At 43.6% G+C, this 18,849-nt stretch carries 15 protein-coding genes; 11 read left to right on the top strand and 4 right to left on the bottom strand.

Features of this window, described 5'->3' with window-relative positions; genetic code table 11:
- Window positions 1–4 precede the first annotated feature (4 nt).
- The 8 genes from AQUSIP_RS05690 to AQUSIP_RS05655 all read left to right on the top strand — a co-directional run bounded on the left by AQUSIP_RS05690 (window position 5) and on the right by AQUSIP_RS05655 (window position 10,038).
- Window positions 5–2,833, top strand: a complete 2,829-nt coding sequence (locus AQUSIP_RS05690; protein WP_114834591.1) for a 2-oxoglutarate dehydrogenase E1 component — start codon at window positions 5–7, stop codon at window positions 2,831–2,833.
- A 10-nt stretch (window positions 2,834–2,843) separates the two neighbouring features.
- The gene (odhB, locus tag AQUSIP_RS05685; protein WP_114834592.1) at window positions 2,844–4,040 is read left to right on the top strand and encodes a 2-oxoglutarate dehydrogenase complex dihydrolipoyllysine-residue succinyltransferase; all 1,197 of its coding nucleotides are present in this window, start codon (window positions 2,844–2,846) and stop codon (window positions 4,038–4,040) included.
- Window positions 4,041–4,046: 6 nt separating this feature from the next.
- Complete coding sequence (gene sucC, locus AQUSIP_RS05680) at window positions 4,047–5,231, top strand: ADP-forming succinate--CoA ligase subunit beta (RefSeq protein ID WP_114834593.1); 1,185 nt, start codon at window positions 4,047–4,049, stop codon at window positions 5,229–5,231.
- A 5-nt stretch (window positions 5,232–5,236) separates the two neighbouring features.
- Window positions 5,237–6,121 carry a succinate--CoA ligase subunit alpha gene (sucD, locus tag AQUSIP_RS05675; RefSeq protein WP_114834594.1) on the top strand — a complete coding sequence of 295 codons (885 nt, stop codon included), beginning with the start codon at window positions 5,237–5,239 and terminating at the stop codon, window positions 6,119–6,121.
- 3 nt (window positions 6,122–6,124) lie between these two features.
- The gene (gene serS / locus AQUSIP_RS05670; protein ID WP_114834595.1) at window positions 6,125–7,396 is read left to right on the top strand and encodes a serine--tRNA ligase; all 1,272 of its coding nucleotides are present in this window, start codon (window positions 6,125–6,127) and stop codon (window positions 7,394–7,396) included.
- A gap of 254 nt (window positions 7,397–7,650) precedes the next feature.
- Window positions 7,651–7,941 (top strand): lipopolysaccharide assembly protein LapA domain-containing protein, encoded by a 291-nt coding sequence (locus AQUSIP_RS05665; RefSeq protein WP_114834596.1) that lies wholly within the window; start codon window positions 7,651–7,653, stop codon window positions 7,939–7,941.
- A complete protein-coding gene (gene lapB, locus AQUSIP_RS05660) occupies window positions 7,941–9,113 on the top strand; it encodes a lipopolysaccharide assembly protein LapB (protein WP_114834597.1) in 1,173 nt (390 codons plus the stop codon). The genes AQUSIP_RS05665 and lapB overlap by 1 nt, the downstream gene beginning before the upstream one ends.
- Window positions 9,114–9,348: 235 nt before the next feature.
- Window positions 9,349–10,038 carry a hypothetical protein gene (locus tag AQUSIP_RS05655; protein ID WP_114834598.1) on the top strand — a complete coding sequence of 230 codons (690 nt, stop codon included), beginning with the start codon at window positions 9,349–9,351 and terminating at the stop codon, window positions 10,036–10,038.
- Between the two features lie 117 nt (window positions 10,039–10,155).
- On the opposite strand, the gene AQUSIP_RS05650 is transcribed toward AQUSIP_RS05655, so the two are convergent.
- The gene (locus tag AQUSIP_RS05650) at window positions 10,156–11,202 is read right to left on the bottom strand and encodes an IS481 family transposase (RefSeq protein ID WP_114835537.1); all 1,047 of its coding nucleotides are present in this window, start codon (window positions 11,200–11,202) and stop codon (window positions 10,156–10,158) included.
- Between the two features lie 287 nt (window positions 11,203–11,489).
- On the bottom strand, window positions 11,490–13,727 hold the full coding sequence (locus tag AQUSIP_RS05645; RefSeq protein WP_114833897.1) for a bifunctional SulP family inorganic anion transporter/carbonic anhydrase: 2,238 nt from the start codon (window positions 13,725–13,727) through the stop codon (window positions 11,490–11,492).
- A 101-nt stretch (window positions 13,728–13,828) separates the two neighbouring features.
- Between AQUSIP_RS05645 and AQUSIP_RS12340 the strand changes: the two genes are divergently transcribed.
- Window positions 13,829–14,002: a hypothetical protein gene (locus tag AQUSIP_RS12340; RefSeq protein ID WP_170131757.1), complete on the top strand. Its 174-nt coding sequence runs from the start codon at window positions 13,829–13,831 to the stop codon at window positions 14,000–14,002.
- Window positions 14,003–14,171: 169 nt separating this feature from the next.
- Here AQUSIP_RS12340 and AQUSIP_RS05640 read toward each other — a convergent pair whose 3' ends face one another.
- Window positions 14,172–15,422 carry a hypothetical protein gene (locus AQUSIP_RS05640; RefSeq protein WP_114833898.1) on the bottom strand — a complete coding sequence of 417 codons (1,251 nt, stop codon included), beginning with the start codon at window positions 15,420–15,422 and terminating at the stop codon, window positions 14,172–14,174.
- Between the two features lie 114 nt (window positions 15,423–15,536).
- Between AQUSIP_RS05640 and dusA the strand changes: the two genes are divergently transcribed.
- Together dusA and AQUSIP_RS05630 are read left to right on the top strand one after the other, a co-directional pair.
- Window positions 15,537–16,532, top strand: a complete 996-nt coding sequence (gene dusA / locus AQUSIP_RS05635) for a tRNA dihydrouridine(20/20a) synthase DusA (RefSeq protein WP_114833899.1) — start codon at window positions 15,537–15,539, stop codon at window positions 16,530–16,532.
- A gap of 18 nt (window positions 16,533–16,550) precedes the next feature.
- On the top strand, window positions 16,551–16,856 hold the full coding sequence (locus tag AQUSIP_RS05630) for a CBU_0592 family membrane protein (RefSeq protein WP_114833900.1): 306 nt from the start codon (window positions 16,551–16,553) through the stop codon (window positions 16,854–16,856).
- A gap of 50 nt (window positions 16,857–16,906) precedes the next feature.
- On the opposite strand, the gene AQUSIP_RS05625 is transcribed toward AQUSIP_RS05630, so the two are convergent.
- Entirely contained in the window at window positions 16,907–18,772 is a 1,866-nt protein-coding gene (locus AQUSIP_RS05625) for a hypothetical protein (protein WP_114833901.1), read from the bottom strand.
- Window positions 18,773–18,849: the final 77 nt, after the last annotated feature.

The following is an 18,849-nucleotide window of genomic DNA, read 5'->3' as shown; positions in this document are numbered from 1 at the left end:
TAAAATGTCAACTCAATCTAAAACCATGCAGGAACTCTGGCAAGATTCCTATCTTGCTGCAGGAAACGAAAGTTATTTAGAAGGTCTTTACGAAACTTATTTGACCAATCCCCATGAAGTAGCGCCGGAGTGGCGTCATTATTTCGATAATTTGTTGAAACATATGTCGCGTTCCGCGCCGGATATTTCCCATTCGGCTGTGCGGGATGAATTTCTTCGCCTTGCTCGACAGCGTGCTGGCGTCGCGGCAGCGCCGGCTATCGAATCCTATCAAATGCAGCAGCAGGAACGCGTCATTGAACTGATCGCAGCGTTCCGGCGTCTGGGACATTTGCAGGCCAACATTGATCCACTTGGGCTTTATAGCGGTGTTTATAATCCCATCCTGGAGCTGGGCTATTATGATTTTTCCGATCAGGACCTGAAAAAAACATTCAATGTCGGTTCGTTTACGAGCCTGAATAAAGCAACAGCCACTTTGAATGAAATTTATCAAGGCTTGCGTAAGGTGTATTGCGGATCGATCGGATTCGAATACATGCACATTAACCGTTCAGATGAAGTGGAGTGGATACGTGAGCGCATTGAGCGGGGCTGGGCGAGTTTTGTTCCCACACAGGAAGAAAAACTGCGTATTCTCGATAGGCTGGTAGTCGCGGATGGACTGGAAAAATACCTGGGTTTCAAATACGTTGGTCAAAAGCGATTTTCACTGGAAGGTGGCGACAGTTTAATTCCTTTGCTTGATGCCATCGTGAATCGCAGCGCACAGCACGGTCTAAAAGAAATTATTCTGGGCATGGCACATCGTGGTCGGCTGAATGTGCTTGTGAATGTGGTCGGCAAGGCGCCGAACGATATTTTTGCCGCTTTTGAAGGCAAGGGCATCTCAACGACTCACTCAGGCGATGTGAAGTACCATTTGGGCGCTTCCTCGGATGTCAAAACGAAATATGGCCCGATGCATATTGCACTGGCCTTTAATCCTTCCCATCTGGAAATCGTTTCTCCAGTGGTGCAAGGCTCTGTGCGAGCCAGACAGCGCCGCCGTCGTGATACAGACCAGCGTCGCGTGGTGCCCATTCAGATCCATGGCGATGCCGCTTTTGCGGGCCAGGGCGTTGTGATGGAAACCTTTAATATGTCGCAGGCACGCTGGTTTACAGTGGGTGGTTCTATTCATATTGTTGTCAATAACCAGGTTGGATTTACGATCAGCAATCCAAAAGATGCGCGCTCCACTATTTATTGCACCGATATTGCAAAAATGGTCGAGGCCCCTATTTTACATGTGAATGCAAACGATCCCGAAGCTGTCTATTTTGCAGCCTTGTTTGCGATTGATTACAGACATACTTTCAAACGCGATGTCGTGATTGACCTCGTATGCTATCGCCGTCATGGTCACAATGAAGCGGATGAACCTTCTGCAACACAACCCATCATGTATAAAACCATCAAAGCGATGGAAGTACCTTATCTTTCCTATGCCAAAAAACTGAGAGAAGAAGGGCTCATTGAGGAAAATGCAGAGAAAAAAATAGCGGAAGCTTATCGTAGTGCGCTGGATCAAGGCAAAACCGTTGTTGAGATGGCAGAAGACAAATCAGTATATGAATATGCAGTGAACTGGGAACCGTTCGCAGGCACGCATTGGGATGAAAAAACGAAAACCGCTGTGCCGCTCAAACGGTTACAGGAGATTGGCAGCAAACTGGAAAAATTGCCTGAAGGGTTCACTGTACAGACCCAGGTTAAAAAAGGACTGGATGCGCAAAAGAAAATGACGCAGGGTGAAATGCCGGTTTACTGGGGCTATGCTGAAACGATGGCATACGCTACGCTACTGGATGAAGGCTACCCCATTCGTCTATGCGGGCAGGATGCAGCCCGCGGCACGTTCGCGCATCGTCATGCTATCCTGCATGATCAAAAAACAGGTGAAATTTATATACCACTAGGCCATATTTCTGAAAAACAGGCGCATATCAATCTCGTCGATTCACTATTGTCTGAAGAAGCGGTGATGGCATTTGAATATGGTTATGCCACGGCAGAGCCTAACTTTTTAGTTATCTGGGAAGCGCAGTTTGGTGATTTTGCAAATGGTGCGCAAGTAGTGATTGATCAATTTATTAGCTCGGGCGAACAGAAGTGGGGCCGTTTGTGTGGGCTAGTCCTCTTCCTGCCGCATGGCTATGAAGGCCAGGGTCCTGAACACTCATCTGCGCGCCTTGAACGGTATTTACAACTTTGCGCGCAGGAAAACATGCAAGTGTGTGTTCCCTCAACACCAGCACAAATTTTCCACCTGCTGCGCCGGCAAATGCTGCGGCCTTATCGCAAGCCGCTGATTGTCATGACGCCCAAGAGCCTGTTACGCAATCCGCTTGCGACGTCAGACATTCGTGAATTAGCCGAAGGCGAATTCCAGCTGGTGATGCCTGAAATTGATAAAATTGATGCGAAAAAGGTCGATCGTGTCATTTTCTGTTCGGGTAAAATATATTACGAATTACTTGAGCAAAGACGCGAAAAGAAACTCAATAATGTGGCCATCTTGCGTGTTGAGCAGTTATACCCCTTCCCTGAAGAAGTATGCAGGAAAGTCTTAAAACCTTATCATCATGTGAAAGATGTTATATGGTGCCAGGAAGAACCCCAAAACCAAGGCGCGTGGATTACCATGGAACCCAGTCTTACTGATGTGTTAGGAAAAGACCAGACATTGCGTTATGTGGGAAGAGCTTCTTCTGCATCACCCGCCGTAGGTTATCATTCTGTACATGAGAAAGAACAAAAAGAAATAGTTACTCAGGCATTAACGAAATAAGGAAACAACGATGTCCATTGAAATTAAAGTTCCACAGTTACCTGAATCCATTTCGGATGCAACGGTTTCTACCTGGCATAAAAAAGAAGGCGACAGCGTTTCGCGTGATGAAAATATTGTCGACCTGGAAACAGATAAAGTAATGCTTGAAGTTCCTGCGCCAGTTGATGGTGTAATAAAGAAAATTGTCAAGCAGACTGGTAGCACAGTCCAGGCGCAGGAAATCCTCGCGATTATTGAGGAAGGCGCTTCTGCCCGTGCCGAACCGAAGGAAGTAAAAGAGGAAAAGAAAGAAGCCGCTCCTAAAAAAGCGGAGGCTTATGCGTCTTCAGCACCTCAAAAAATGCCTCCGGCAGGGCCGTCCGCCCGTCGTGCTGCAGCGGAGCATGATGTGGATGTTTCTCGCGTCGAAGGCACAGGTAAGGGTGGTCGAATCACCAAAGAAAATGTGATGTCGGCTATCAGCAGCCAAACATTGGGTTTGGAAGAGCGCATACCCACTGGTGCACGTCCGGAAAAGCGGGTTCCCATGACGCGCATCCGTACACGTATTGCTGAACGTTTGCTGGAAGTTACCCAGAACACAGCCATGTTGACTACATTCAATGAGATTAACATGCAGCACGTGATGGAGCTTCGTAATCGCTATAAAGAAAAATTTGAAAAAACGCATAAAGTCCGTTTAGGTTTTATGTCTTTCTTTGTGAAAGCCTGTGTGGAAGCATTGAGACGTTTTCCAGTTGTGAATGCTTCTATTGACGGCAATGATATTGTCTATCACGGCTTTTATGATATTGGTGTTGCCGTTTCAACGGAACGCGGTTTGATTGTGCCAGTGCTTCGCGATGCGGATCAGATGAGCATGGCTGAAATCGAAGCGAAAATTGCCGAATCAGCTGAAAAGGCACGATCTGGCAAATTAACGCTAGAAGAAATGCAGGGTGGAACTTTCACGATCACCAATGGTGGCGTGTTTGGCTCACTGATGGCAACACCGATTTTGAATTCTCCACAGTGTGCAATTTTAGGAATGCATAAAATTCAGGAACGTCCTGTGGTTGAAAACGGCCAGATTGTCATTCGGCCGATGATGTATGTTGCTCTTTCTTATGATCATCGCTTAATTGATGGTAAAGAATCCGTAACATTTCTTGTAACCATTAAAGAACTACTTGAAGATCCATCACGCTTAATTCTAGAGGTATAACCATCAATGAATCTCCATGAATACCAAGCCAAACAATTATTGGCAGACTATGGATTACCTGTTTCCCGCGGCGAGGTTGCTGCAAATGTAGAAGAAGCTATTCATATTGCAAATAAAATGGCGACACCACGCTGGGTCGTGAAGGCGCAGGTTCATGCTGGCGGCAGAGGCAAGGCTGGCGGTGTGAAACTGGTTTCAACCAAAGATGAACTTGCTGATGTCGCGCGCTCGCTCTTAGGCACGAATCTGGTGACCTATCAAACGACAGCGGAAGGCCAGCCGGTTAATCAGGTGCTTATCGAAGAACCCTGTGACATTGCACAGGAACTTTATCTGGGTGCCGTGATCGATCGTTCAACGCAGCGAATTGTTTTCATGGCATCAACGGAAGGTGGTGTGGAAATTGAAAAAGTGGCAGAAAAAACCCCGGAAAAAATCCTGACAGTCACAGTGGATCCGACGGTGGGCATTATGCCTTATCAGGGGCGTCAGTTAGCGTTTGGATTGGGTTTAAAAGGCGAACAGATTAAACAATTTGTCCATCTTGTCATGGGATTAGGCAAAATGTTTAAAGAATGTGATTTCAGCCTGCTTGAAATCAATCCACTTGTCATTACCAAGCAAGGTAATCTGTTGTGTCTCGATGCCAAAATCAATATTGATGACAATGCACTTTATCGTCAACCCAAGCTCCGCACCATGCGTGATCCTTCACAGGAAGATGAGCGCGAGAATCGTGCCCGTGATTGGGAGCTTAATTATATTGCCCTCGACGGTGATATCGGTTGCATGGTCAATGGCGCAGGCCTTGCCATGGCGACGATGGACATGATCAAGCTGCATGGTGGCAATCCGGCCAACTTTCTGGATGTAGGCGGTGGCGCGACTAAAGAGCGTGTTGCTGAAGCCTTCAAGATTATTTTGTCGGATAAAAAAGTCAAAGCCATTCTGATCAATATTTTTGGCGGTATCGTTCGCTGCGATTTAATTGCAGAAGGCATTATCGGCGCTGTTTCTGAAGTGGGTACTTCTCTGCCTGTGGTCGTACGGCTGGAAGGCAACAATGCGGAATTGGGCGCGAAAATGCTGAGCGATACAAGTAAAACCAAGGGACTTAATATTATTGCTGCAGAGAGCTTCACGGATGCTGCAAAAAAAGTTGTTAATGCAGCAGCTAACGTAAAGGTATAAACGCAATGAGTATTCTAGTTAACAAACAAACAAAAGTAATTTGTCAGGGGTTCACCGGCAAACAAGGTACATTTCATTCTGAACAGGCTATCGCGTACGGCACCAAGATGGTAGGCGGCGTGACACCGGAAAAGGGTGGTCAAACCCATCTGGGTTTACCTGTTTTTAATACAGTTAAAGAAGCTTATGAAGAAACCAAAGCAGACGCTTCTGTGATTTATGTACCCGCGCCATTCTGCAAGGACTCCATTTTGGAAGCCGTTGATGCGGGTATTAAGTTGATTGTCTGTATTACGGAAGGTATTCCTGTACTCGATATGCTGGAAGTGAAAGCTTGTCTTGACCAGCATCCAGGTGTGCGCCTGATCGGTCCTAATTGTCCAGGCGTCATTACACCGGGCGAATGCAAGATTGGCATCATGCCAGGCTATATTCACAAGCCCGGCAAGGTAGGTATTGTTTCACGTTCTGGTACATTAACCTATGAAGCTGTTCATCAGACTTCGCATCTTGATTTAGGCCAGAGCACTTGTGTCGGCATTGGCGGTGATCCTATCCCGGGCACCAATTTTATCGATGTGCTCGCCATGTTTGAGAAAGATCCGCAGACTGAAATCATTGTGATGGTGGGTGAGATTGGCGGCAGCGCTGAAGAAGAAGCTGCAGAATTTATCAAGTCTCATGTTTCGAAGCCTGTGGTAGCCTACATCGCTGGTGTTACTGCACCGCCCGGCAAACGCATGGGTCATGCGGGTGCTATCATTGCAGGCGGTAAAGGAACGGCTGCGGAAAAATTCAAGGCGCTCGAAGCTGCTGGTGTGCATACGGTTCGCTCACCTGCTGAAATCGGCAAAATGGCAGCTCAAGTTTTGGCAAAGGTGGCAAGCTGATTTATGCTGGATCCTAAACTCGTTCGTAATGATATCAACGAAGTAGCCGCGCAGTTAAAAAAGCGCGGCTTTGTTGTTGATACAACCAAGTTCAATACACTGGAAGAACAACGTAAACATTTACAAGTCAAGCTGCAGGAAATGCAAAACGAACGCAATGTACGCTCCAAAGAAGTGGGCATGGCGAAAGCAGCAGGGAAAAATGTCGATGAAGTATTGGCAAAACTTAAGGATGTAAGTGAGGCAATCAAATCGCTTGAAGCCAAGTTTGCACAGACACAAACGGAACTCGATGATTTTCTTGCTGGGCTGCCTAACATTCCGCATGCATCCGTTCCATTCGGCAAGAGCGAAGACGATAATGAAGTCGTTCGTGTTTGGGGCGAACCCAGACAGTTTTCGTTTAAACCAAAAGATCATGTTGAATTGGGCGCCAATCAGGGCTGGATTGATTTTGAAACGGCGGCTGCGCTCTCAGGCTCGCGTTTTGTAGTATTACGTGGGCCAATGGCCCGGTTGCAGCGTGCACTTATCCAATTCATGCTGGATCTGCATATTAACGAGCATGGTTATCAGGAAATTCTGGTACCTTACATTGTGAATGCAGACTGTCTGTTTGGGACGGGACAATTGCCCAAGTTCAAGGAGGATTTATTTGCAGTCAATGGCGAAGGCGAGCGATATCTAATTTCCACGTCGGAAATTCCCGTCACCAACACAGTGCGTGATTCGATTGTCAACGCAGATCAGTTACCCATTAAATATGCTTGTTATAGTTCCTGTTTTCGCAGTGAAGCAGGGTCATATGGTAAGGATATTCGCGGCATGCTGCGTCAACACCAGTTTGAAAAAGTGGAATTGGTGCAAATTGTGCAGCCTGCATTTTCCTATGAAGCGCTGGAAGAATTAACCCGGCATGCAGAAACCGTTTTACAACGCCTTGAACTGCCTTATCGCGTTGTCGCACTCTGCACAGCGGACATCGGTTTTAGTGCAGCTAAAACGTACGATTTGGAAGTATGGCTGCCAGGGCAGAACCGTTATCGGGAAATTTCATCCTGTAGTAATACAGAAAGCTTCCAGGCAAGACGCATGAAAGCGCGCTGGCGGGATGAATCAGGTAAGATTGACTTGGTCCATACCCTGAATGGGTCGGGTTTAGCCATTGGTCGCACGCTTATCGCAGTAGTGGAAAACTATCAGGATGAGTTGGGTAGAATTCATATTCCGCCTGCATTACAACCCTATATGGGTGGGTTAGAGGTAATTGAATAGCGAGTGCCAGCTAAAACTTACTATTCAAAAATGGACGCGGCATGTCATTCCTGTACTATGCAGGAATGACAACTTGCGCGAGATATCGCGGGTAGTTCATGCTCAGAATTTAAGTTTCCTGAGTTAAGTTTTTTAATAATTTGCAGGGCGGGCAAGGAGCGCACCGATACGCCCATCAGACGGCGATTGATGCTCTATTTCTCCATGTCTTGTGCCCATGCATACGGTTGGAAGTACAGATTAGGAGCCCTATTGTGCGCATCATCAGTTACTTTTTTTTACTCATTATCATTATCTTTGGCATCACCTTTGCTGCTTTAAATTCAGAGTCTGTTACTATTAATTATTATTTTGACCAGAGCTCACTTCCTCTTTCCTTATTATTGGTTCTAGTTTTTGCCTTTGGCTGTTTGATTGGCATGATTGTTGGGTTTTGGCTGCTGATCAAGGCCAAAATGTCTAATTATCGTTTGCGACAGCGATTAAATTTAGCAGAAAAAGAAATTGAAAATTTACGCGCTATCCCTTTACAGGATAAAGTTTGATGAAAATTGTATGGATACTACTTTTTTTTATTTGCGTAGGTGCAGCCTGGCTGCTCGGTTATCGAGCGCGTCCGAGGGAAGAATCGCCACGAAAAGTAAATTTGCCACGTGATTATCTCATTGGCTTGAATTTTTTGCTCAATGAAGAAACCGATAAGGCTGTGGACATATTCATTAAAATGCTTGAAGTAGATAGCGATACAGTCGAGACGCATCTTGCTGTCGGAAAATTATTTCGCCGTCGCGGCGAAGTGGATCGTGCTATCCGCATTCATCAAAACCTCATTGCACGTCCGCAACTGGAAAGAATTTACCGCGAACAATCCCTGTTTGAGTTGGGCCAGGATTATTTAAGCGCCGGCATGCTTGATCGTGCGGAGCGAATTTTTCTTGAGTTGGTAAATGCGAAGTCCCATTCAGCGCAAGCGCTGCGCACATTGATTGACATCTACCAGCAGGAAAAGGATTGGGAAAATGCAGTCCAAATCGCGACACGATACGAATCAGTGACACGTCAAAATATGCAGCCTGTTATCGCGCACTATTATTGTGAACTGGCTGAAGCTTCATTTAATAAAGGTGACTATGAAGTGGCGGCGCGGCATCTGGAAGAAGCTTCTGCAGTCGATTCATCCTGTGTGCGAGCCAGTTTGCTTAAAGCCAAAATTGATATGGAACAGGGCGATTTTAAATCGGCGTTACGCAATCTAAAACGGATAAAGGATCAGAACCCGCATTATTTATCAGAAGCTATCGATTTATTGGCATCCTGCTACGAGAGGCTGGGACAGGAAGACGAGCTCGTGACTTACCTTAAGAATTTGGTAGAAGAATATCCCCGCACACCGGTTGTGTTGATTCTTGCCGAGCGTATTCGCAAATGGAAAGGCGACAAGGTGGCTGCCCAATTTGTAGCGGACTATGTGCGCCGTTATCCTTCTTTAGGCGGGTTAAATCTATTTATTAATCTCTATATTTCAGGCGTGCAGGGACAGGCGAAAGAAGATTTGCATATTGTGCAAAAGCTTATGAAAAAAATCCTTGCAAACAAGCCGGACTATCAGTGCACCTCCTGTGGCTTTTCAGGTAAAACTCTCCACTGGCAATGTCCAGGGTGCAGACAGTGGAGCACCATGATGCCCATTCATAGTCTGGAAGCAGGAATTGCTTAAGTTACGCTGTAATCATCCTCGATTCAATGCTGATTATCTTAACGTTCCATTAAGATTTTTCTGGAATTTAATAATGTTTTAATAAAGCGAATAAAATTGTAAATCTCCCACCGCTAACCATTCTCTTCTTTGTCAGCACTCTCTAATTTCCTATCCAGTTAAGATCTTGTTAAGACGCCTGGAATATAATGATGGTCATAAAATTTTGACTTACTAGCATAAAACGAGGACTAAAATGTCAAATACTAGAAACCCAAATGAGATCCAAAAGCCTGATAAAGGGCCGGTGTTGAAAGTTTTAGTGAAAGGAACCAATCCTAGCGAAGGAATCTGTGGTCACGTGTCTGCTGTATCTAAGCATGGGAAAGAAAAAACGGTGACCAGCTTTGAGCCTAGCACCCTGGGTATGCTTAATATTTTTTCCATACCTGTCCCCGGCGCAAATGCTACTGATCCCAAAGAAGATAAAAAACAAGCAGACTATATTTTTAAAAAACAGTTATCTCCGGAAGAATATAGACGTGTTGTTAATCATCAAAAAGAGCTTGAAAAAAAGATAGAGAAAAAGGAAGTACTGTATTCATTTATGGGAGAGAATGGCTTTTCAAGGTTCATGGCTAGTTTTCTGCATCACTCTCCTTCAATAGCGAGAAAATCAACAATGGCACACAGGAAAAACCTAGGTTTTGATCCTACGGTTGGCGATCACTTTGCTGAAGTATCGGTAGCCGAAGATGATCACCATAACATTCCTGAGCCAAAGTTAGAGAATTGTGTTTCCACAGGGTATTCAGTGGTAGACACTTTGTTTGGCGGAAACAGTAAAATTCCCAAACCAAACGCTTTGACTACACCTACTGAATTCGCACAAATGCTGGAAAAAACTGGTGAGTTTAAAGTAAAAACCAGGTCTAACAAGTCCTAAACATCATTGTTTGCGAAGCCTGGATGGTAACAACATCCAGGCTTTTTTATTAACTATAAAGTGTAAAAGTTCCGACTTGATCTGACAGTTACCCGTTTTTCAGTTACGGTTTTACTGTCAGTTCAAGTTGAGATTATCAACTTTTTCCTTCCAGATTCTTTTACCATCAATCAATGTCGCCATCGGAGTTCGGCCACAACACATTTTACCCTGATGTGTGCGTTCATTGTTGTAATAACCGAGCCAATCATCCAGATCTTTTTGCAACTCGTCAATAGTTGTGTAAACTTTCTTTCGGAAAGCAACCTGATAAAACTCATTCAGAATCGTCCTATGAAAGCGTTCACAGATGCCATTGGTCTGGGGTGATTGAGCTTTCGTTTTGGTGTGCTCAATATCATTGAGCGCCAAATACAACTCGTAATCGTGTTGCTCTACCTTGCCGCAAAACTCAGTGCCACGATCCGTTAATACGCGCAGCAAGCCCAAGCCTTGTTCTTCAAAGAATGGCAACACACGATCATTTAACAGGTCAGCAGATGTAATCGGTGTTTTTGTGGTATATAGCTTGCAATGAGCCACTTTGGAGTAGGTATCAACAAATGTTTGCTGATAAATGCGCCCAACACCCTTGAGATTGCCAACATAAAAGGTATCTTGTGAACCAAGATAGCCAGGATGTGCTGTTTCAATTTCACCGCAGGCCATATCATCGTCTTTTTTGCGTTCTAGCGCGGCCAGTTGTGCTTCAGTTAGAATTAAGTTCTCCTCGGCAGATTTCTTTTCCAGTGCGGTTAGACGCTGTTTAAATGATGCCAAATCATGCCTTAGCCAGATGCAACGAACACCGCTAGGAGAAACAAAAACACCTCTTTTCCTAAGCTCATTACTGACTCTTAATTGACCATGCGCGGGGTACTCAATGGCATAGTCCAATACAGCATTCTCTGTAGCTTCATCGGTGCGGTTCTTGATGTTTGGCTGCCGTCTGCTCTTGTCGAACAAGGTCTCAATGCCTCCTTGCTCAACTGCTGATTTATAACGATAAAACGTATCTCTGGAGAAGCCCATTACCTTGCAGGCTCTTGATACATTCCCTAGCTCTTCTGCCAAATTTAACAGACCGACCTTGTTTTTAATGATTTTTTGCGTACACTCGTACATAAGGTTACCTCTTTAATGTTTTGATTTTTACTCGACATAACTATCAAAACGGGTAACCTTACTTTTTTCAAGTAGCAAGTGTCAGATTAGATCGGAACTAATGCATATAAAGTCATGGCAACGAACATTCTTGTGCGATATTTTATTTTTTGAAATAAAATTTATCTATTAATTCGTATTTGGACTCTGTACACGACAAAATTTCTAACCGTTCGCTCTGAGGAGGGCTGCGAAGCGGCCGAGCCGCTCGCATGATATCAAGTGAGCGGCCTAGTCACTTATTTCCGTTAAACAGCTTGTGGTTCTTCTTGCAACACGATGGACTTGAATTCATTCTCATGTTGACGCCATTCATAGACCAGGCTTTCATCGAAATCAAAAAACCATCCATGAATGTTTAAGCATTTATCCTGTAATTTTTGCTGAATAATAGGATAAGTTTTCAAGTTTCCGATTTGATTTAATACATTTATACGCACTTTTTCATTCAGCGAAGCGTGAGAATGATGGCCTAATTGGTTCTTGATACGATTAATCCAGGAAAAGAGGATAGAGGGTGCGGAGGCATCAATTTTGTCACAAGCATTGATAGCCCCGCAATTGGCGTGACCACATATAACAATGTCGGTGATGTCAAAAGTGCTAAGCGCGAATTGCAAAGCGGCACCTTCACTAAATGGACTTTCTTCTTGATAAGGTGGAATGAAATTGCCTATATTTCGAACGATAAATAATTCACCCGGATCAGCAGACGTAATCATGGATGGAATAATACGGCTATCAGAACAGGTAATGAATAATGTATGTGGATCTTGCGACTGCGTGATAAATTCAAATAAACGTTTATCGTTGTGTTTCCGCTCGAGATAAAAACGATTAATGCCATGCACTAATCGGCCATAAGTACTTACAGGTACAGATTGTGTGCCTTTTTTACGTAGTTCATGCTCATAAACCACATAATATTCGCTTAATAACTCCTCTCCTTCGCATAATTTAAATAATAATTCAAAACGTTTTGGCAAGCCTTTGATATAAAATTGAATATTATTTGATTTGCAATAGTTATATAAATCCACGATACAAGTCGTGCCAGAAATATCAAGATTGCGAATGCTGGCAAGGTCCATAATAATTGTTTTTTTCTGTTTTGTTGCAAGTTGTTTTTGCAAGCCGGCGATTTTGCCCGTTGATAAAAAGGTCAAAGCGCCGACTAATGAAATGCGCAGCACATCATCTTGTGATGTCGTTGAAATGTGTAAATGGGTTTTGCTTGACCGCCATAATACGATTAAGCAAGCAGCCACAATACCCGCTTGAATGCCAGCTAGCAAATCTACGAAGACAATCGTAAAAAATGTTACGGCGTAAATGATGGCATCTGAACGAGCTGTTTTCCATAAATTACGAAATTCTCGATAATTTATCATTGAGAATGCAACACAGAATAATACGCCGGCTAGTGCAGCTATAGGAATAGCGCTAATAATTGGTGAAATAAATAAAACAGCGGCCAGGATGATAAATGAATGAATAATGCTGGCACGCCTTGTTCTCGCGCCTGCTCTAATATTAATAGCCGTACGGGCAATAACACCCGTAATCGGAATGCCCCCAAACAAACTTACGACAATATTTCCAAGTCCTTGGCCAATGAGTTCTTGGTCTGGATCATGTTTCTTGCCACCCGAAATTTTATCGGCGGAGCTGGACGATAACAGGGTTTCGAGAGAGGCCAATAAATAAATGACCAGAGCATTAAAAATTAACTCAGAGAGAGAAATATCAGTTAGGCTGGGAAAAACTGGCGCAGGCAAGCGGTTGGGAATGGCGCCAATCAACTCAACGGTATTCAGCTGAAAAAAATAAGTCACTAATGTTGAAATTACCACGGCACATAAAATGGCTGGTATCTTATTCGTGATTTTAGGTATTCCTTGAATGATACCTATAGTAATTGCCACTAGAAAGAGGGAAGTTCCATCGATCGTATGCAAATAATTATTAAGATGGGTTAATACAGAAAAAATATGTGTTTCTGGCGGTGGTGCAATTCCAAATGCACGCGGTAATTGTCCAATAATAATAATGACACCGATGCCTGCAGTAAAACCAGATATCACAGGTAAGGGAACAAATCTGCCTAATTTACCGATGCCCACAATGCCACTTAATAATTGCATGCATCCAGCAATACAACCAATCAATATTAACGATGGGATACCAAATTTTTCCACGATGTCTGCAATCAAAATAGACATTGCTGCCGCTGGACCACTCACGGCAAGTGGTGTGCCACCAAAAAAAGCACATACGAGGCCAGCAATGATGGCAGTAATCAACCCTGTAGCAGGAGGGACCCCGGATGCCAATGCAATGGCTAAAGACAGGGGGATGGCAACGCATGCTACTGTCATGCCAGCAGTCGCATCTGCGATGAAATAATCACGCGAAAAGATTTTTCTCCATTCGCCTAATAAGGTAGGTAACCCTAAATTAAATTTAAAATCATTCCTTCCAACCATGACTTATTGCTCCATTATTTATTTATCCTAACGTTAGATGAGTAGAAATTTTTTCGCAACTCTTATATTATTTGGAAAGCATATTTCATGGAGAGAAAATAATGAAGGCACTGGTTATTATAATGAGTATATTTGCTATAGCGGGTAGTCAGCTTGTTTATGCTAAAGGCCATTCACCGCGATCGCCCAAAACGAAAGCAGTCCAAGCAAAAAATGAAAAAAAATTAGATCGCACAGATGCTCATCATCAAACTGAATTAAAACAAGATGCATAAAATCTAAGCTTTTATCTGTGCAAAAAAAACAGGAATGGTTTGCTTAGGTATAAAGTTTTATCATATAAATCATAAAATTATACTATGTCTTGGCATCCTGCGCAGACGGGAGTTCTAGCGTTTTTTTAGTACTGTTACTGTCGGAATGGCGTGATGATTTAATCGGCCATTATTCATGAATAGGGGAGCTTGGTATTTCCATTTTTTTTGCCAGATACTCTTTCACATCAGGTAGTTCCTCTGCCCATTTTAAATATTCGGCTAAACGATAGTATTGGCTTTTGACACCGGCAAAAAGCTGGTTTTCATCCTTTAGCTCAGGCGGACGGGTCATATCAGCAATTAACGTATCCTCTGTCAGTAAATGATTTTTATTCAGAAAGCGAATCAATTTATAAAATTGCAATGAATCCGGTTTGTAATGGCCGCTGCTATTATTGATTTGAAGAACTTTACCATTGCTAACTAGCCACATGCCGGAACATCTGACTTTTTTTCCTTTCGCTAATGAAGAATGATGGAATTTGCCTGCTCGATGTGGATGGGTAATAAATTTATTTTTGTCTTCTTTTGACCACACAAATGCAGCAGCTCCCCAGGGAGAGCCAACTTTCAAAGCGAGATTTTTCATTTTTCTGGTTTCAAGCGGCGTAGGTGCCGAGGCATTTGTATCCACTAATTGATACGCTGTTTTATCAACCGTGATAGTGATCATGTCCTTAGGCGCATAATCAATTTTTTTGATTTTGCTGCGATATATTTCATCCCAGTCTTTACTAACGGCAGGTGTTAGAACAGTGGCTGGATGATCTTCCAACCAGAGAAAAAAGGAACTTTCATGGCTGTCTTGCATATAAGTAAAAAATAATGAATTAGACAAGGAAGAAGAAGGATTGGTCCATAGCTTCATATTATTATAACGAAATTCGAAATCACGATGACAGGGGTCTTCCCGCTCAAGAAAAGTTCCGCCATCTAGGGACAAAAATTTGTTTGCCTTTCCCATCTTCCGTTTGACATCGCGCGCTTGCAGTTTGGCTCTCAAGTCCTTCTGCGAAGGATATTTTTGCGAGAAAGGCTTGATCGCTTCCAGGTAACGCGCTTTTTTAAGACTTTGGTTTAATAGATAACGGATCCAGGGATCGATACTGCCAGACAAGGATTTTTTTATATTAGTCGGATCATCGTTTTCTCGAGCATACAAATCCAAATAATTCTGGGCAGCTTGGCCGATAGCAATAAGTTGGGTAATACGTTCCTCGACCGCGCCAAAATCGGTTTTAACCAGCCTATGGTAACTTGCAATTTGGCCCGTTATTTTATCCAATAATGCGCTGGCTGCCGAATCAGTGGGTAATGTGCACACCCCGCACAGGGTTTGCCAATCGTTAGTAGAGGGAATGTCTCGCCACTTCGCCATAATGATACCTTTTTTAAATTTCAATCGTTTTTTTGAAGTGTTATTCTAATTACTGTATCTTAATAGACCATTAACAGTCTAAAAGAAAGTGCAGCCATTTGTTGTTATAACTTTATGATTAAAAATATAAATTCGATGAATCTACTGTCCCACCTCGTTTCTGTGGCACCCATGATGGATTATACTGATCGCCATGATCGGTATTTTTTGCGCCTGATTGCGCCGAACGTTCGGCTTTATACTGAAATGATCACCACCCAGGCCTTGATACATGGTGACCCGCGGTATCTTCTCGCTTTTCATCCAGACGAACATCCTCTGGCATTGCAATTAGGCGGCAGCGACCCAGCGCTGCTGGCGCGTTGTGCGGTGATGGGAGAGGAAGCCGGTTACGATGAAGTGAACCTCAATGTTGGCTGCCCCAGCCCTCGGGTAAGTTCAGGCCAGTTTGGTGCCTGCCTGATGCAGGCGCCCCAACTTGTTGCCGAATGCATTTCAGCCATGCAGCATGCTGTACAGATTCCCGTTAGCGTCAAGTGTCGCATTGGGGTAGATTACCAGGATTCGTATGAGGCGCTTTGTCATTTTATCCGTACCATTGCCAGTGCAGGGTGCCGTCTTTTCATTGTCCATGCCCGAAAGGCGTGGCTTTCAGGATTAAGCCCCAAGCAAAACAGGGAGATACCGCCGCTACGTTACGACGTGGTGAGACAGCTTAAGCAGGATTTCCCACAGCTGACCATCATTATGAATGGAGGGATTAAAACTGTGGCTGAAATAGACGACCATTTAAGCCATGTTGATGGGGTGATGATTGGTCGCGCGGCGTATGCCAACCCCTATTTATTAGCCGAGATTCAGGCGCGATATTACCCGGATAAACAGGTTTTAAGCCGGTTTGAGGTGATTCAAAATTTGATTCCCTATATTCACGAACAGCTTCAAAATAAGATAAAATTGACAGCGATCACGCGCCATATCCTGGGCCTTTTTCAGGGTCAGCGTGGGGCGGCGGCCTGGCGTCGATATCTTAGCCAGCATGCTCATAAAACCAATGCGGGTGTAGAGGTGCTGCAACAAGCCCTGGCATTCGTCAAAGGGTCTACTTAATTAACGAGGTAAAAAGAAATGATATTCGCAGATATGCTTGCTAAATCAGCTGACGCTGTAGGCATGACAGGGGTTGTTTTATTGCTGATAGCATACTATGCATTAAGCACCAATAAATTATCCGCACACAGTATGGGTTATCAGCTGCTTAATTTTCTTGGCGCAGCCGGTATCCTGTTTTCCCTTTTCTATGCCTGGAATACATCCGCGGTGGTGATTGAACTGGCGTGGATAGTCATTAGTCTGATCGGCATGTACCGCATACTGCGTGGCCAGCAAAAAGAAAAATCCGCTCAGATCCATATTCTTAATAACGCTAAATAAGGGTTGAACAGGGCGGACAGAACAAAGCTTCCGCCCTGATAGACCGCCGGTTATAATTGTACTTTTAATGTTGATGGGTTGGTGCCGTTTATTTTAGGACTGATATTATTTGTCCCTATGGTCAAACTTGAGCTGGATGGCAAAACGGGTTGCTGCAAGCTGTTCCACAAATTGAATGCCATGGGAGCTGGGTTTCTGCTTTTCCACGCGTTTTGTATCATGAGTAACTGATGAATTTCTTTTTCAACAGTTAGAATAAGCCGACATGAAAAAGGATATTTTTCCGATAAGCTTTTGATGTATTCAAGCTTGACGCCCGCTGCTATTTTGCTGACCAAAATGTTGCGTAGTTCATTTTTAATGTCTATCAAGATTTGATCCCATGCTAATCTGAGATCACTTTTACCTGGTTTTTCTGCTCTAACTATTTTCCATGCTGAATGCAAATGTTCATTTAATTGCTGCAGTAAAGTGCGTATATGATGGGGTTGCATATCGGGGTGTTTGCGCAGGAAAACTTTGATCATGTATTTGGGACCAAATAAAGGCACTTCATTTTTTTTTCGGGCTGCTTTATAAGCGCTTAACCAGGTATGTTTCAAATGGCGCTGGGACGCGATAAATAAATCATGGCCGGCATTGCTTACTTGAGCCAGTTGCTCACTCACCTCACCTGTCTGCGGAATTTCAACCTTAACTGCTTTTGCCTTGTCAGAATAGAGGGGTAATCTTTTTCTTAATTGCGTAAAATTAATATCTACGTCTTCAATTTCTGCCCAAACAGCATTCCAGGATGGGTTAATCAGGTTCAGACACTCGCTTGCACTTAACTGAAAAATTTCTTTGAGATTGAGTTTTTCGTTGGATAACTCACACAGGTATTGATTTTTTTCTTTTTTTGGCAGGCGAAGCTGGGTATCGCCTTTAAGAAAAATAGTGATGGATGCAGCGTCTGCACTCACCGAAATCACTTCACTATCTGAAATAGTTTGGCCTATTGAACCGGGCAGGTTGATTTTAGCGCCCTCTAATTTTTTGGTTGCGACCATGGCGGAAATCGCGCTTTCCGTCTTCCTGATTTGCGGTAATTCTGTGCGCCAGAAAAAATTATCTTGAGTTAGCGAGCCCTGAAAGAATATTTTTACTTGACTGTTTTTTCTTATCTGGGAACCATACACTTCCGAGTAGGCATCCCAAAAAAAAGTTCGAAGATCTTCAAAAGGCGAATTCTTAGTCTTTAAATTTAGCATATCATAAAACACGTTAAGGTATTTACCGTGCTTATTTTGATATGTCAGTGACATTTCACCCGGACGCCATCCGGCTACGATCCTACCAAAATGTTTTAACGCTTGCGTATCGGTAATAGCATCGTGCGTCAAAGCATAGGCATTTGCTTTGCTTTGTCCTAGATCGGTTGACCAGAAGAGTTGTGTAGTCTTATCCGGCACAATGGGGGGTATAAATTTATCGGATACTAACCGCATGGCAAAGTGTATAAATTGCTCGCGGCATATATTGAATACTTGAGTGTAGGAAAAGATGTGATGCGCCAGTCTGATGTGATTATCTGTGTCTTTTACAAGCGATGCTATTTCAATGACTTTAAATAAGGGTTCAATTGATTGCCGTATACTGTCTCTTAAAATTAATAATCCTTGTTTGTTAACCGGAAAATTTCCAGGATTGACAAAATCGGCAGCCTGACCCAATTCTGTCAGCGAAGTAAGCATATTATCGAAAGCCTTTTGCATGTCTTGGCAGAAATTTATATAGTTTGGCAAATGGTTCACCTTATCTTCTTCTTTTAAGATAAGGTGCATTACCATCCGATCGCTAACAACGGGGCCCTTTGCCCTTAATGGGGGGATGTAATTGGATTTCTTTGGATGGGCGGGATGGGATCTGTTTATCATACCTATCTCGTTATGTGTTTATTTATCTGATTTAATTATTATTTTGAAGTAAAAATCATACAGGAGGCAGCTTAAGA

This window comes from Aquicella lusitana, assembly GCF_902459475.1.
In the GTDB taxonomy this organism is placed as follows: Bacteria; Pseudomonadota; Gammaproteobacteria; order DSM-16500; family DSM-16500; genus Aquicella; species Aquicella lusitana.
This window is presented reverse-complemented; position numbering and strand designations above follow the sequence as displayed.